This is a genomic window from Amycolatopsis sp. CA-161197 (assembly GCF_050942255.1).
Taxonomy (GTDB): Bacteria; Actinomycetota; Actinomycetes; order Mycobacteriales; family Pseudonocardiaceae; genus Amycolatopsis.
The window spans coordinates 5,593,344-5,607,336 of record NZ_CP192059.1 but is presented as its reverse complement, the minus strand read 5'-3'; the positions used below and the strand labels follow the sequence as shown (position 1 = coordinate 5,607,336).

14 protein-coding genes are annotated in these 13,993 nt (G+C 72.9%); 9 read left to right on the top strand and 5 right to left on the bottom strand.

Going from position 1 to position 13,993, the window contains the following annotated elements; translation table 11 throughout:
- Positions 1-8 precede the first annotated feature (8 nt).
- Complete coding sequence (locus ACQPXB_RS26155; protein WP_386945346.1) at positions 9-218, top strand: MbtH family protein; 210 nt, start codon at positions 9-11, stop codon at positions 216-218.
- Between the two features lie 250 nt (positions 219-468).
- On the opposite strand, the gene ACQPXB_RS26150 is transcribed toward ACQPXB_RS26155, so the two are convergent.
- From ACQPXB_RS26150 to ACQPXB_RS26140, 3 genes are all read right to left on the bottom strand, one after another.
- The gene (locus tag ACQPXB_RS26150; RefSeq protein ID WP_432844759.1) at positions 469-1,545 is read right to left on the bottom strand and encodes an iron-siderophore ABC transporter substrate-binding protein; all 1,077 of its coding nucleotides are present in this window, start codon (positions 1,543-1,545) and stop codon (positions 469-471) included.
- Between the two features lie 195 nt (positions 1,546-1,740).
- Positions 1,741-3,516: an ABC transporter ATP-binding protein gene (locus ACQPXB_RS26145; protein WP_432844758.1), complete on the bottom strand. Its 1,776-nt coding sequence runs from the start codon at positions 3,514-3,516 to the stop codon at positions 1,741-1,743.
- On the bottom strand, positions 3,513-5,204 hold the full coding sequence (locus ACQPXB_RS26140; RefSeq protein WP_366576357.1) for an ABC transporter ATP-binding protein: 1,692 nt from the start codon (positions 5,202-5,204) through the stop codon (positions 3,513-3,515). The genes ACQPXB_RS26145 and ACQPXB_RS26140 overlap by 4 nt, the downstream gene beginning before the upstream one ends.
- A gap of 138 nt (positions 5,205-5,342) precedes the next feature.
- On the opposite strand from ACQPXB_RS26140, the gene ACQPXB_RS26135 reads away from it, so the two are divergent.
- Both ACQPXB_RS26135 and ACQPXB_RS26130 read left to right on the top strand, forming a co-directional pair.
- Positions 5,343-6,371, top strand: coding sequence for a FecCD family ABC transporter permease (locus ACQPXB_RS26135; protein ID WP_432856790.1), 1,029 nt, complete (start codon positions 5,343-5,345; stop codon positions 6,369-6,371).
- Entirely contained in the window at positions 6,368-7,408 is a 1,041-nt protein-coding gene (locus ACQPXB_RS26130; protein WP_366576353.1) for a FecCD family ABC transporter permease, read from the top strand. Before ACQPXB_RS26135 ends, ACQPXB_RS26130 begins: the two co-directional genes overlap by 4 nt.
- A 3-nt stretch (positions 7,409-7,411) precedes the next feature.
- On the opposite strand, the gene ACQPXB_RS26125 is transcribed toward ACQPXB_RS26130, so the two are convergent.
- Positions 7,412-8,251, bottom strand: coding sequence for a DMT family transporter (locus ACQPXB_RS26125; protein ID WP_366576351.1), 840 nt, complete (start codon positions 8,249-8,251; stop codon positions 7,412-7,414).
- A gap of 62 nt (positions 8,252-8,313) precedes the next feature.
- On the bottom strand, positions 8,314-8,730 hold the full coding sequence (locus ACQPXB_RS26120) for a barnase inhibitor (RefSeq protein WP_432844757.1): 417 nt from the start codon (positions 8,728-8,730) through the stop codon (positions 8,314-8,316).
- 40 nt (positions 8,731-8,770) lie between these two features.
- On the opposite strand from ACQPXB_RS26120, the gene ACQPXB_RS26115 reads away from it, so the two are divergent.
- The 6 genes from ACQPXB_RS26115 (at position 8,771) to ACQPXB_RS26090 (ending at position 13,993) form a co-directional block, all read left to right on the top strand.
- Positions 8,771-9,283, top strand: coding sequence for a DinB family protein (locus ACQPXB_RS26115; RefSeq protein ID WP_432844756.1), 513 nt, complete (start codon positions 8,771-8,773; stop codon positions 9,281-9,283).
- A gap of 17 nt (positions 9,284-9,300) precedes the next feature.
- Positions 9,301-10,011, top strand: coding sequence for an MBL fold metallo-hydrolase (locus ACQPXB_RS26110; protein ID WP_432844755.1), 711 nt, complete (start codon positions 9,301-9,303; stop codon positions 10,009-10,011).
- 263 nt (positions 10,012-10,274) lie between these two features.
- Positions 10,275-11,108, top strand: a complete 834-nt coding sequence (locus ACQPXB_RS26105) for an ABC transporter permease (RefSeq protein ID WP_432844754.1) — start codon at positions 10,275-10,277, stop codon at positions 11,106-11,108.
- Positions 11,093-11,821 (top strand): ABC transporter ATP-binding protein, encoded by a 729-nt coding sequence (locus ACQPXB_RS26100; protein ID WP_432844753.1) that lies wholly within the window; start codon positions 11,093-11,095, stop codon positions 11,819-11,821. The genes ACQPXB_RS26105 and ACQPXB_RS26100 overlap by 16 nt, the downstream gene beginning before the upstream one ends.
- Positions 11,808-12,833: an ABC transporter substrate-binding protein gene (locus ACQPXB_RS26095; RefSeq protein ID WP_432844752.1), complete on the top strand. Its 1,026-nt coding sequence runs from the start codon at positions 11,808-11,810 to the stop codon at positions 12,831-12,833. The genes ACQPXB_RS26100 and ACQPXB_RS26095 overlap by 14 nt, the downstream gene beginning before the upstream one ends.
- Entirely contained in the window at positions 12,830-13,993 is a 1,164-nt protein-coding gene (locus tag ACQPXB_RS26090; protein ID WP_366576340.1) for an LLM class flavin-dependent oxidoreductase, read from the top strand. Before ACQPXB_RS26095 ends, ACQPXB_RS26090 begins: the two co-directional genes overlap by 4 nt.

Genomic DNA, 13,993 nt, shown 5'->3' with positions numbered 1-13,993 from the left:
AAAACACCATGACCAACCCCTTCGAGAACCCCGACGGCACCTACCTCGTGCTCGTCAACGACGAGGGCCAGCACAGCCTGTGGCCCCAGTTCGTCGCCGTTCCGGCCGGCTGGACCACCGCCTTCGGCCCCGACGCCCGCCGGCCGTGCCTCGACTACGTCGAACAGAATTGGACCGACCTGCGCCCGAAGTCCCTCATCGAGGCCATGGAATCCTGACGCGGCAACGCGAAACCGCCCGGCCGGAGACGTTCCGGCCGGGCGGTTCGGCGTTTCAGGTCGGCGGCTCCCGCTCGGCCAGGCGCCGGGGTGGCCGGGACTTCGCGCCACCGACGGGAGCCTTCTCAGCGCGGCGCGGAGGTTGGGCTGCGAGGTGCCGTGCTTGCCGCGGCGCCGGATTCCCTTGCGCCAAACGACAACGCCCGGCCGGAGGACGTCTCCCGGCCGGGCGTTGTGCGTGCGTGGGGGATCAGGCGGCGGGCTTCACGTCCGTGGCCGGGTTGCCGTCGACGGCGGCGGTGAGCTGGGGGACGATCCGCTCGAGCGTGTAGGGCAGGCTGAGCACGCTGACGAACGACGTGGCGCTGCCGTAGGTGCTCGGGTCCTCGATGAAGACCTCGCGCTTCTGCTTCGCGACGTTCAGGCCCGAGTACAGCTTGTCCTTCGCCAGGGTCGCCTGGCCGCCCGGGATGGTGTCGACGATCCAGACCAGGGCGTCGACGTTGAGCAGGTCGGTGCGTTCCGCGCTGATGTTCGCGCCGAACTTGTCGCCGATGAGCCGGTCGAGGTTCGGGGGCAGCTTGAAGCCCAGCGACGTGAGGATGCGCGAGCGCGGGTCCTCGCTGCCGTAGACGAAGTAGCCGTCGTACTGGGTGGCCATCAGCGCGGTCTTGCCGGCGAACTCCGGGTGCGCGGCGCGGGCCTTGGCGAACTGGTCTTCGACGCCGGCGACGAGCGTGTCGGCTTCCTTGGCCTTGCCCACTGCCTTGCCGACCGTCTTGGTCGTCTCCTGCCACGGGATGCCGTAGTCGTTGTACTGCTTGGGCTGCGCGATCGTCGGCGCGATCTTCGACAGGGTGGTGTACTGCTCCTGCGTGAGCGCGGAGTACAGGCCGATGATGAGGTCCGGCTTCAGCGCGGCGATCTTCTCGAACTGCGGCCCGTCGGCGTCCTTGAGCACGGTCGGCAGGGGAGCGTTGCCGAGCTTCGCCCTGGCCCACGGCGCGATGGCGCCGGGGAAGTTGCCGAGCCAGTCGGTGGTGCCGACGGGCACGACGCCGAGCGCGAGCAGCGAGTCCTGCTCGGTCAGGCCGACGGTGACGACGCGCTGCGGCGCCTTCTCGATCGTCGTGGAGCCGTACTTGTGCTCGATGGTGACCGGGAACGCGCCGGGGTCCGTGGCGCCGGACGCGCCGGTCGAGCCCGGCGCGGCGGGGGTGTCGGAGCCGCACGCCGTGAGCGTGCCGGCGAGCACGAGCGCCGCGGCGAGCGCGCCGGCGGTCCGGGCGCGCCCGCGCGCGGCGGACAGGAGGGAGAAGCGGGCCATCGTCGGTCCTTTGCGGTCGCTCTCGATACGGTGTCGATCAGTTCCAATCCGACCACCGTCACCGCCGAATGGCTTCGTAGCAACGGTTGCGTGCTGCTTGGGGTGCGGCCTGCTTTTGGTCGGATCAGTAATCAGGTTTGCCTAACCTAAGTCAGACCGCCTGGCTGATGCAACCACCGTCCACTGCGGCGAGCCTCACTCCGTTACGGAGTCGCCCACCCGGCGCGTCCCCGACCACGCGGCCCACAACGTCGCGTACCGGCCGCCCGCGGCGACCAGCTCGTCGTGCGTGCCCGTCTCGACGACCGTGCCCGCGTCGAGCACCACGATCCGGTCCGACGCCGCCGCCTGCGTGAGCCGGTGGGCGACCACGAGCCCGGTCCGTCCCTGCAGCGCCGCCGCGGCGGCTGCTTCCAGCGTTTTCGCGCCCGCGCTGCCCGCTTCGGCCGTGGCCTCGTCGAGGATCGCCACCGGCGGATCGGCCAGCACGAGCCGCACGAGCGCGAGCTGCTGCGCCTGCGTGACCGTGAGCTGGTGCCCGCCGTCACCGACGACCGTGTCCAGACCGTCGGGCAGCGCCTCGGCCCACTCCAGCGCGCCGACCGTCGCGAGCGCCGCACGCAGGTCCTCTTCGGACGCTTCGGGCCGCGCCAGCCGCAGGTCGTCGGCCAGCGTGCCGCTGAAGACGTGCACCTCCTGGCTGATCAGCGCCACGGTCCGCCGCGTCTGGGCCGGGCCGAGCTCGATGAGCGGCACGCCGCCGAGCGACACCGAACCCGAGCCCGGCTGGTGGATCCCGGCGATGAGCTTCGCCAGCGTGGTCTTGCCCGCGCCGCTCGCGCCGACCAGCGCGACGCGTTCACCGGGCGCCAGGTCGAGGTCCACCTCGCGCAGCACCGGGTGACCGTCCACATAGGAGTGCCGCAGCGCGCCGGCCTTCACCGACGAGTCGACCGGCCGCGCCGGCTGCCGCGGTTCGACCGGTGCGGGCAGATCGGCCACGCCGATCAGCCGCGCGAGGCCGGCCGTGGCCGCCTGGGCGTCGTCGACGAGCGCGAGTGCGGTGTTGATCGGGCCGAACAGGCTGTGGAAGTACAGCGCCGCCGCGGTGGCGACGCCGACCGTCGCGAGGTTCGCGCCCACGAGCAGGTACCCGGCCGCGAGCACGGCCGAGAGCCCGACGAACTCCGCGAGGTTCAGCCGGCCGAAGAACCGGGTCACCAGGCGGATTCCGCGCAACGCCAGCTCGACCGCGCCGTCCGAACGTTGCCGCACGCGCTCCACGTGCTCGTCGGCCAGCCGGAACGCGCGCACGGTCTTGGCGCCGCCGATCGTGTCGAGCAGCTGCTGTTGCTGTGCACCGACCGCGGCCCGTTGCGCCGCGTAGAGCGGCTTCGCCTGCCGGACGTACCAGCGCACGGTGTGGAGCTGGATCGGCACGGCGAGCAGGGCTGCGAGGAGGAACCGCCAGTCGAGCACGGCCATGGCCACGAGCGTCAGCACGATCGTGAGCACCGACCGGCCCAGCTCCGGCAAGGCCTCGCGCACGGCCTCCGCGACGACCGACACGTCGTTGGTCACCCGGGTGGTGAGGTCGCCGGAACCGGCCTTCTCCACCTGTTCCAGCGGCAGCCCCAGCGCGCGGTCCACGAACCGTTCCCGCAGATCCGCCAGCATCGTCTCGCCGAGGCGGGCGAGCATCGAGGTCCCGATGGCCGTGGCGATCGCCGAGGCCACCGCCACGAGGACGAGCTCCACGACCGGCGTCACGAGGTCCGTGGCCGGGCGGTGCTGCGCGACGATGTCGACGACGCGGCCCAGCAGCGGCGCGGTGAGCAGGCCGACGGCCGTGGCGGCCACGACGAAGGCGAAGGACCCGGCGGCGCGCGCCTTCGAGCGGCGCAGCAGTTCGCCCAGTACCGCGCGGATGCAGTGCCCGTCCGCGGTCGGGAGCAGTTCGCGGGTGGTCACGAAAGCACCGCCGCGCGGTAGTCGGCGCGCTCGCGCACGAGGCCGGCGTGCTCACCTTCGGCGACCACCCGCCCCTCGTCGAGCAGTACCACGCGCTCGGTGGCCGCGAGCAGCGCCGGGCTGGTCGTGACCACGATCGTGGTGCGGCCGCGGCGCAGCCGGGCGATGCCGTCGGCGATCCGGGCTTCGGTGACCGTGTCGACGGCGGTGGTCGGGTCGTGCAGCACGAGCACCGGTGTGTCCGCCGCCAGCGCCCGTGCGAGCGCGACCCGTTGCCGTTGCCCGCCCGAGAGCGAGCGCCCCCGTTCGGTGACGGCCGTGGCCGCGCCGGACGGCAGCGTGCTCGCCACCTCGTCGGCGGCCGCGGCCGCCAGCACTCCGTCCGGCACCGCCGGACCACCCGCTCGCACGTTCTCCTCCAGGGTTCCTTCGAACAGATCGGCGTCGTGGGCGGCCACGAGTACCACCTCCCGGACGCGGTCCGGGTCCACAGTGGACAGGTCGACCGCGTCGACGCGCACCGTGCCGGTGCCGGGATCGGCGAAGCGGCCCAGGCAGTCGAGCAGGTCGGTGGCCATCGCCGGGTCTGCGGTGACGATCCCCAGCAGCTGTCCGCCGGGCACGGCCAGGTCCAGCTCCCGCAGCTTTCCGTGTGTCACGCGGGAAAGCTCGATCCCGCCCGCGGCCGGCGCCGGCAGGGAAGCGGTGCCCTCGGGCACGGCGAGCGGCGAGTTGAGCACGGTCGCGACGCGCCCGGCGGACGCGCGGCCCTGGGCGAACTGGCCGTTGACCCACGCGAAGATCGAGAACGGGGTCTGCAGGAACTGCGCGAGCCCGACCGCCGCGACCAGGTCGCCGACGCTGATGTCACCGTTGGCCGCGAGGTTCCCGCCGACGAGCGCCACCAGCGCGATGAAGATGCCCGTCAACGCGAGCAGCGCGCCGTTGTGCCACGCCTGCGCGCGGGCGGCGCGGACGGTGGCCAGCAGCGAATCCCGGCTGGTGCGGCGATACCGATCGACGGCGGCCGGTTCCGCGCCGATGCCCTTGAGCACGCGCAGCCCCGCCACCAGGTCGGCCGCGACACCCGACGCGTGCGCCGCGCGCTCCTGCTCGACCTCGCTGCGCTTCTCCAGCGGCTTGCCGATCAGGTGCGCGAGCAACAGCAACGGGGGAGTGCCGAGCAGAACCAGCAGGCCGAGGGGCACGGACATCCGCAGCAGCACGACCGCGCTGACCACGAGGCCCGCCAGCGCCGAGACCCCGAACGGCAGCGTTGCGTTGATCATCCCGACGCGCCGCGCGTCCGAGGTCCCGATGCTGGCCAGCTCACCCGCGAGCGCGCCGGTTTCGGTGCCACCGCGCGAATGCAGCACGCGCCGGGAGAGCGAGAGCCGGATGTCGTGCGCGGCGCGCTCGGCCGCGCGTTCCGCGGCCCGCGCGCCGAAGCGGTAGCTGGAGGACAGCACCAGGAACACCACCGCGAGCACCCCGAGCCAGGTGATCAGGGTGAGCACGGAGCTGTCGGCCACGGCACGGTCGATGACCACACCGATCACCACGGGTACCAGGGCTTCGCCGCCCTGGTGCGCGGCGGCGAGGATCGAGGAGAGCGTCACGGCCCCCCGCTGTCCGGAGATCGCGCGCCGCAGCACGTCCCGCCCGGTCGTCGCTGCAGCCGTCGTCACCGGCGCCCTCCCTTTCGCTCGACCTGCCCAGCGTGCCGCCTGCACCGCGTCTTGATAGGTAAGGCTAGTCTAAGAACCGCCCGCGAAGGAGTGCCCGGTCCGCAGGAGGTGTCGGTGGTCGTCAGCGTCAGCCCACCCGTGGCGGCGGGGCCACCCGCGCACCGGGGGCGGGGCCGAACCCTGCGCGGCGGCGGCCTGGTGGGTGCTGTCGCGCTGCTCGTGCTGGTCATGCTGGTGAGCCTCTGGGTGGGCTCGAAGAGCATCCCGTTCGGCTCGACCTGGTCGGTGCTCTGGCACAACGACGGCAGCGCCGACGCGGTCATCATCCACGACCAGCGGCTGCCGCGGACCTTGCTCGGCGCCCTCGTCGGCGCAGCTCTCGGCCTTGCGGGAGCGGTGATGCAGGCGCTCACGCGCAACCCGCTCGCCGACCCGGGCCTGCTCGGCGTGAACAACGGCGCGGCCGCCGCGGTGGTCTCGGCCATCGCGTTCACCGGCGTCACGACCGTGCTCGGCTACGTGTGGTTCGCGTTCCTCGGCGCCGCCGTCGCCTCGGTGGTGGTCTACCTGCTCGGCACCGCGGGTCGCGGCGGCGCGACGCCCGACCGGCTCGTGATGTCGGGCGCGGCGCTCACCGCCGTGCTGCAGGCCTACATCGGCGCGGTGCTGCTCATCGACCCCGACACGTTCAACCAGTTCCGGTTCTGGAACGTCGGCTCGCTCAGCGGCCGGCGCGCGGACGTGCTGGTGCAGGTGTCGCCGTTCATCGCGATCGGCATCGTGCTGGCGCTGCTGCTCGCGCGGCCGCTCAACGTGCTCGCGCTGGGCGAGCAGACCGGCAAGGCGCTCGGCGCGCACATCGGCCGCACACGAGTCCTGGGCGCGATCGCGGTCACCCTGCTGTGCGGGGCTTCGACGGCGGCCATCGGGCCGATCGCGTTCATCGGGCTGGCGGTGCCGCAGGCCGTGCGGATCCTGGTGGGTCCGGACCAGCGGTGGGTGCTGCCGTACTCGATGATCCTCTCGCCGGTGCTGCTGATCGGGTCCGACGTGATCGGCCGCATCCTCAACCCGCCGGAGGAACTGCAGGTGGGCATCGTGACCGCGTTCCTCGGCGCGCCGGTGTTCATCGCGCTGTGCCGGCGCCGGAAGCTGGCGCGCCTGTGACCGCGATCGAGGACCGTCCCGTCCGGACGCGGCGGGTTTCGCTGCGCGTGACACCACGCGCGTGGGTGGTGGGCATCGTGCTCGCCGTGGTGCTGTTCGGGCTGAGCGCCGTGAGCATGACGACCGGCGACTACCCGCTGTCGGTGCTCGACGTCGTGAAGACGCTCTTCGGCTTCGGCGACGCGGGCACGGAGTTCATCGTGACCACGCTGCGGCTGCCGCGGCTGCTGCTCGCGGTCCTGGTCGGCGCGGCGCTCGCGGTGAGCGGTGGTGTGCTGCAGAGCCTGTCCGGAAACCCGCTGGGCAGCCCGGACGTCATCGGGTTCACCGAGGGCTCGGCGACCGGCGCGCTGCTCGTGATCGTGCTGGCGCACGGCGGTTCCGGCGAGGTGGCGCTCGGCGCGCTCGCCGGTGGCGTGCTCACGGCGCTGGCCGTCGGGCTGCTCGCCTACCGGCGCGGGCTGCAGGGGTTCCGGATGATCCTGGTCGGCATCGGGGTCGCGGCCATGCTCACGGCCGCCAACTCGTACCTCATCACGCGGGCTTCGCTGCAGGACGCGTACGCGGCGCAGGCGTGGCTGGTCGGCGGCCTCAACGGCCGCGGCTGGGACGAGATCTGGCCGGTCGCGATCGCCGTCGCGGTGCTGCTGCCGCTCGCGTTCGGCTACGGCCGGCGGCTCGCGCTGCTGGAGATGGGCGACGACTCGGCCAAGGGGCTCGGGGTGCCGGTGGAGCGCAGCCGCGCGGTGCTGCTCGCGGTGGCCGTGACGCTGTGCGCGATCGCCACTGCCGCGACGGGACCCATCGCGTTCGTCGCGCTCGCCGCGCCGCAGCTGGCGAAACGGCTGGCGCGCTCGGCGAAACCGGCGCTGGTGTCCTCGGCATTGATGGGCGCGCTGCTGCTCGTGGCCAGTGACCTGGTGACGCGCCTGGTGTTCGGCGAGGAAGGCCTGCCGGTCGGCATCGCGACCGGCGCGATCGGCGGGCTCTACCTGATGTGGCTGCTGTCGAACCAGTGGCGGCGCAACCGCGGCTGAGCCTCAGACGGGCTGCTCGATCGGCGCCGGCTCGCCGAAGCGGGCCAGCGCGAGCGCCGCGGTGACCGCGAGCACGAACCCGGCGATCGCCACGACGACGAAGCCGGGCCGCGTGCGGTCGCCGAGCAGCACGACGCCGATGAGCGAGGGCAGCACGGTCTCGCCGAGCACCATCATCGCGGTCGACGTGGTCACGCTGCCGCGCTGCAACGCCGTGGCGTAGAACAGCATCGCCAGGCCGCCGGACACCGCGAGGATGTACAGCGCGGGGTCGGTCAGCAGGTCGAGCGGGGCGAGACTCGGGATGACCCGGCCCGCCACCGCGACCAGCCCGAAGCACAGCCCGGCGATCAGCCCCAGCGCCGGCGTGCGGACGCGGCGCCCGGCCTTGCCCGCCGCGATCCCCGCCAGCCCGAGCACCACCACGGCGCCCGCGAGCGCCAGCCGGAAGCCCAGGCCCACCTGGTCCGAACCTTCGCTCTGCGCCGCCGAACCCAGCAACGCCAGGCCCGCGCACACCACGGCGACGGCCGCCCACTCGCGCGCCCCGAGCCGCACGCCGAACACCCGCGCGGCCACGGCGGTCACCGCCAGGCTCGCCGCCTGCGTGGCCTGGACGACGAACAACGGCAACACGTGCAGGGCGGCGATCTGCGCGACGAACCCGAGCACGTCCAGCCCCAGGCCGGCCACGTACTTCCACTGCCGCAGCACCCGCAGCAGCAACCGCGGGTCGACCCCCGCGCCCGCGTCGGGCGTCGCCTTCGCCGCCACGGCCTGCATCACCGAAGCGACGCCGTACGCCACGGCCGAGAGCAGCGCACACAGCAGTCCCCACACCATGACCGTCACCCTATTCCGGGCGGGGTGGCGGAGGTCAGGCCGTTCCCCCGGCGGAGGCGCCCTCAGGCCAGCTCGAGGAGGACGCGGTCCTCGGCTTCGCGACCGCCCGGCCCGTGGTTGCGGATGATGTCGACGATCTCGTCGAACAGGGTCGGGCCCGCACCTCGCCGCGCGGCGGCGATCCTGGCCTCGATCGAGGGCCGGTTCGACGGGTGGCAGGTCCGGAGCAGCTCGGTCAGCCGGAGGATCGTCGCCTCGTGACCGAGCGCGGCCCGAGACGTCCGTGAGTCGAGCCAGCGCAGGACCCAGCCGCCGTCCGGGGTGCCGAAGCCGCCCCGGAGCACGTCGTTGAACGCGTCGAGACTCCCTCGCCAGCGGTAGCCGTCGAGCAGCCCGGAGAACTCGCGGGTGAAGCCCGCGAAGTCGGAGAACCGGGACCCGTCGATGACCAGGACCGGAAGGTCGTCGTGGCCGGTCATGGTGCCAGCATGCCATGCCCCGCGTTGTAGGCTGCCGGCCATGTCGAACACGAGTTCGAAGGTCGAGCGGGCCTGGCCCGACCCGTTGAGCGGCGACGAGCTGACCGTCCAGCTGCGGTTCCTGGACTTCCTGCGGGCGACCGCGGTGAACAAGGTCGCGGGCCTGAGCCGGGAGCAGGCGGCCGCGGCACCGCTGCCGAGCTCGCCGCGGATGAGTGCGCTCGGCGTGGTGAAGCACCTGACGGCCGTCGAGCGGTGGTGGCTCTCGATCGAGGCCGGTGGGGCCGACGCGCCGTCGTTGTGGGCCGGTTCGCCGGACCCGAGCTGGGACCTGGCCGGCGAGGACGACCCGGCGTCGGTGGTCGCCGCTTACCGCGCGGAGTGGGAGCAGTCGGCGGCGGCGCTGGCGGGGCTCACGCCCGGGGACCGGACGCGCCGGGGTGGGGAGTTCACGGTGCGGTGGGTGCTGGCCCACGTCGTGCAGGAGACCGCCCGCCACGTCGGGCACCTCGACGCGCTGCGCGAGCTGGCCGACGGTGAGGTGGGGGAGTGAGCCGATAGGCTGCGCCCATGGCAGACCAGCTGTACTTCCGCCAACTGCTCGCCGGCCGGGATTTCGCGGTCGGGGACCCGGTCGCGACGCAGATGGTCAACTTCGCCTACCTGATCGGCGACCGCGAGTCGGGTGAGGCCGTGATCGTGGATCCGGCCTACGCGGTGGGCGACCTGGTGCAGGTGCTCCACGACGACGGCATGCGCCTGACCGGCGTGCTCGCCACGCACCACCACCCCGACCACGTCGGCGGCGACATGATGGGCTTCTCGCTGCCCGGCATCGCCGAGCTGCTCGCGATCGAGCAGGTGCCGATCCACGTCAACACCGAAGAGACCGAGTGGGTCCGCCGCGTGACCGGCGTGTCCGGCACCGACCTGCGCGCGCACGACCACGACGACGTGCTCGGCGTCGGTGCGATCGACATCCGGCTGCTGCACACCCCCGGCCACACGCCGGGCAGCCAGTGCTTCCTCGTCGGCGACCGGCTCGTCTCGGGCGACACGCTGTTCCTCGAGGGCTGCGGCCGCACCGACTTCCCGGGCGGTGACGCCGACGCGATCTACCGCAGCCTCCAGTGGCTCGCGACGCTGCCCGGCGACCCCGTCGTCTACCCGGGCCACCAGTACTCGGCCGAGCCGTCGGCCGCGCTGTCCCACGTGAAGGACACCAACTTCGTGTTCCGGCCGCGTTCGCTCGACGAGTGGCACCGGATGTTCGGCGCCTGACGCCGTCCCACTCCTCGGATCGCCGGCGCCGTTCCGGGCGTGCACAGGCGGCACAAGCGCCGTGCCGGTTCCAGTGCCTGGGAGCCGGCGTGGGCTTTGTTGACGCGGTCCGCCGGATCGGGTGAAGCTCGGGTCATGAACCTCGGCGCGCTGCTCGTGAGCCGCCTGCACGTCGACCTCCGGCACCAGGCGAGCGCGATCTGCCGTTCCTGCTGAGCGTTTCCCCTTTCCCCGTAGCAAAAACCCGTACCCGGGAGAAATCCGTGTCGATTTCCACCACGGGTGTGCTGACGCGCGCCCGAAAACCCGAAGCCACCGGGCCGCCCAGGCCCGCGCAACGACCCGCCAGGCGCCGGATTTCCCTGCGGCGCTGGATCAGCCCGGTCGTGCTCGTGGCCGCGTGGCAGCTGGCGAGCTCCACCGGCGTGCTGCCACCGGAGAAGCTCGGCGCCCCGTGGACGGTGCTGACCAGCGCGGTCGACCTCGCCCGCACCGGCGAGCTGGGCAACGCGTTCGTCGTGTCTCTCGGCCGGGTCGGAGCGGGGTTCGCGCTCGGCGCCGTCGTCGGCGTGCTGCTCGGGATCGTCGCCGGGCTGTCGCGCTGGGGCGAGGCACTGGTCGACCCACCCGTGCAGATGCTGCGGACGCTGCCGTTCCTCGGGCTGATCCCGTTGTTCATCCTGTGGTTCGGGATCGGCGAGGAGACGAAGATCGTGCTCGTGGCCCTCGGGGTCGCGTTCCCGCTCTACCTGAACGTCCACTCGGGAATCCGCACGGCCGACGCCCGGCTGGTGGAAGCGGCGCGGGCACTGGGTTTCACGCGCGGTGAACGGCTGTGGCACGTGATCCTGCCCGGCGCGCTGCCGCAGGCACTGGTGGGCTTGCGGCAGTCGCTCGGGCTGGCGTGGCTCGCGCTGATCGTCGGCGAGACCGTGAACGCCGACGCCGGCCTGGGCTACCTCATCAACAACGCCCGCGAATTCCTCCGCACCGACGTCGTGGTCGTCGGCCTGATCGTCTACGCGATCCTCGGCCTCGTGACCGACGCGCTGGTGCGGCTCCTGGAACGGAGGGCGCTGCGATGGCTGGCCCCGTGACGCCGGTGGTCGCGGTGCGCGACCTGACGAAACGGTTCGGCGAGCGGACCGTCCTCGACGGACTGGAGCTCGAGATCGGCCGTGGCGAGTTCGTCGCGCTGCTCGGCCGGAGCGGCTCGGGCAAGTCGACGCTGCTGCGCGTGCTCGCCGGGCTCGACAGGGAGATCGACGGCACCGCGCACGTCGAGGGCACCGTGTCGGTCGCGTTCCAGCAGCCGCGCCTGCTGCCGTGGCGCAAGGTCTGGCGCAACGTCGTGCTCGGCCTGCGCCGCGACGACGGGAACCACTCGCGCGATCGCCGCGTCGCCGAGCAGGCGCTCGAGGAAGTGCGCCTGTCCGGGCACGAGGACGACTGGCCGCTGACGCTGTCCGGCGGTGAGGCACAACGGGTTTCGCTCGCCCGCGCGCTCGTGCGCGAGCCGGACCTGCTGCTGCTCGACGAACCGTTCGGCGCGCTCGACGCCTTGACCCGCCTGGCGATGCACCGGCTCGTCGAACGGCTGTGGCGCACGCACGAACCCGCGGTGCTGCTCGTGACCCACGACGTCGACGAGGCCCTGCTGCTCGCCGACCGCGTGCTGGTCCTCGACGAGGGCCGCATCGTCTCCGAACACGTCCTCGGCCACCCGCGGCCGCGGACGGCCACCGACCACGCCGACGTGCGCTCACGCGTGCTGGCCGACCTGGGAGTGACCGAAGGTGCACCTGCGTAACACCGTCCGCGCCGCCGCAGCCGCGGTGCTGTTGTTCGGCGGGCTCACCGCTTGCTCCTCGTCCGGAGCGGGGACCGGCCCCGCGCCTGTGCCCGCCCCCGTTTCGGCGGCCGACCTGGCGAAGGTGACGCTGCGCGTCGGCGACCAGAAAGGCGGGGTGAAGTCGCTGCTCACGGCGGCGAACCTGCTGTCCGACGTGCCCTACCGCATCGAGTGGTCCACGTTCACGTCCGGACCGCCGCTGCTGGAAGCGGCCTCGGCCGGCGCGATCGACATCGGCCGGGTCGGCAACACGCCGCCCATCTTCGCGGCCGCGGCCAAGGCGAAGATCTCGGTGGTCAGCGTCGCCAAGAGCAACGTCGAGCGCGAGGCCATCCTGGTGCCGCCGGACTCGCCGCTGAAGGACGTGGCTTCCCTGCGGGGCAAGACGATCGCGGTGTCGAAGGGCAGCTCCGCCCACGGGCAGCTGCTGAACACGCTCAAGCGCGCCGGGATGTCCACGAAGGACGTGAAGCTGTCGTTCCTGCAGCCGTCCGAGGCCTACGCGGCCTTCACCCAGCACCAGGTGGACGCGTGGGCGATCTGGGACCCCTACACGGCTCAGGCGCAGCTCGACGCCCACGCCCGCGTGCTCTCCGACGGCCGCGGCAGCTCCAACGGGCTCGCGTTCGAGACCGCGAGCACCGCCGCACTCGCCGATCCGGGCCGCAACTCCGCCATCCAGGACTTCGTGAAGCGCGTGGTCAAGGCGCAGCTGTGGGCCAACACCCACCGCGACGCGTGGGCGAAGGCGTGGGCCGCCGAGACCGGCCTGGAACCCGCGGTGGCGGAGAAGGCCGTGTCCGCCGGCCGCGACGAGCCGATCCCGCTCGACGACTCGGTCGTCGCCTCGGAGCAGCAGCTGGCCGACGCCTTCACCGAAGACGGCACCCTGCCCGGGAAGGTCGACTTCGCGGCGTTCGCCGACCGCCGCTACGGGCCCGACATCGAAGCCGTGAGGAGCAACGGATGAGCCTGAAACTGCACTGGTTCCTGCCGACGAGCGGCGACGGCCGCACGATCGTGGAACGCTTCCACGCCAACAAGTCCCTGGGCCGGGCCGCGCAGCGACCGGCCGACCTCGACTACCTCGCCCAGATCGCCCGGGCGGCCGAGCAGCTCGGGTTCGAAGGCGTGCTCACGCCCACCGGCACGTGGTGCGAGGACGCGTGGCTCACCACGGCCGCGCTGATCCGCGAGACGCGCCGGCTGAAGTTCCTCGTCGCGTTCCGGCCCGGCGTCATCTCGCCGACGCTGGCCGCGCAGATGGCCGGCACGTTCCAGCGCCTGTCGTCGGGCCGGGTGCTGCTCAACATCGTGACCGGCGGCGACGCGGTGGAGCAGCGCCGCTTCGGCGACTGGCACGACCACGACGCCCGCTACGCCCGCACCGACGAGTTCCTCACGATCGTGCGCGGCGTGTGGTCGGGCCGTCCGTTCGACTTCTCCGGCGAGCACCTCGAAGTCGCGGGCGCGACGACGCTGGCCGCGCCCGATCCGGTGCCACCGCTGTACTTCGGCGGCTCGTCGCCCGCCGCGCTGCCGGTGGCCGCGCGTCACGCCGACGTCTACCTGACGTGGGGCGAGCCGCCCGCGCAGGTCGCGGAGAAGATCGGGAAGGTGCGCGCGCTGGCTGAGGCCGAGGGCCGGACCGTCCGGTTCGGCGTCCGCCTGCACACCATCGCGCGCGACACGTCGGCGGAGGCGTGGGCCGAAGCGCAGCGCCTGCTCGACGCGCTCGACCCGGCGCAGGTCGCGCAGGCGCAGGCGCAACTCGCGGCGAGTGAGTCCGAGGGCCAGCGCCGCATGGTCGCGTTGCACGGCGGCCGCCTCGACGCGGGCGCGCGCGGGCTCGAGATCCACCCGCACCTGTGGGCCGGCATCGGCCTCGTGCGCGGCGGCGCGGGTACGGCGCTGGTCGGCAGCCACGAGGAGATCGCCGACCTCATCGAGGAGTACCACGCGGTCGGCGTCTCGGAGTTCGTGCTGTCCGGCTACCCGCACCTGGAGGAGGCGTACTGGTTCGGCGAGGGCGTGCGGCCGGCGCTGGCCCGGCGCGGTCTCCTGGCCGGCGAGCCCGTGCTGCGGTTCCGGGAAGAGCTTGCGCAGCGGAGCGCGACGGCGGCCCAGTAG

Coding starts and splice junctions, on each gene's coding strand:
- ACQPXB_RS26155 (WP_386945346.1), top strand. CDS start 9: ATGACCAACCCCTTCGAGAACCCCGACGGCACCTACCTCGTGCTCGTC.
- ACQPXB_RS26150 (WP_432844759.1), bottom strand. CDS start 1,545: ATGGCCCGCTTCTCCCTCCTGTCCGCCGCGCGCGGGCGCGCCCGGACC.
- ACQPXB_RS26125 (WP_366576351.1), bottom strand. CDS start 8,251: ATGGTGTGGGGACTGCTGTGTGCGCTGCTCTCGGCCGTGGCGTACGGC.
- ACQPXB_RS26120 (WP_432844757.1), bottom strand. CDS start 8,730: ATGACCGGCCACGACGACCTTCCGGTCCTGGTCATCGACGGGTCCCGG.
- ACQPXB_RS26115 (WP_432844756.1), top strand. CDS start 8,771: ATGTCGAACACGAGTTCGAAGGTCGAGCGGGCCTGGCCCGACCCGTTG.
- ACQPXB_RS26110 (WP_432844755.1), top strand. CDS start 9,301: ATGGCAGACCAGCTGTACTTCCGCCAACTGCTCGCCGGCCGGGATTTC.
- ACQPXB_RS26100 (WP_432844753.1), top strand. CDS start 11,093: ATGGCTGGCCCCGTGACGCCGGTGGTCGCGGTGCGCGACCTGACGAAA.
- ACQPXB_RS26090 (WP_366576340.1), top strand. CDS start 12,830: ATGAGCCTGAAACTGCACTGGTTCCTGCCGACGAGCGGCGACGGCCGC.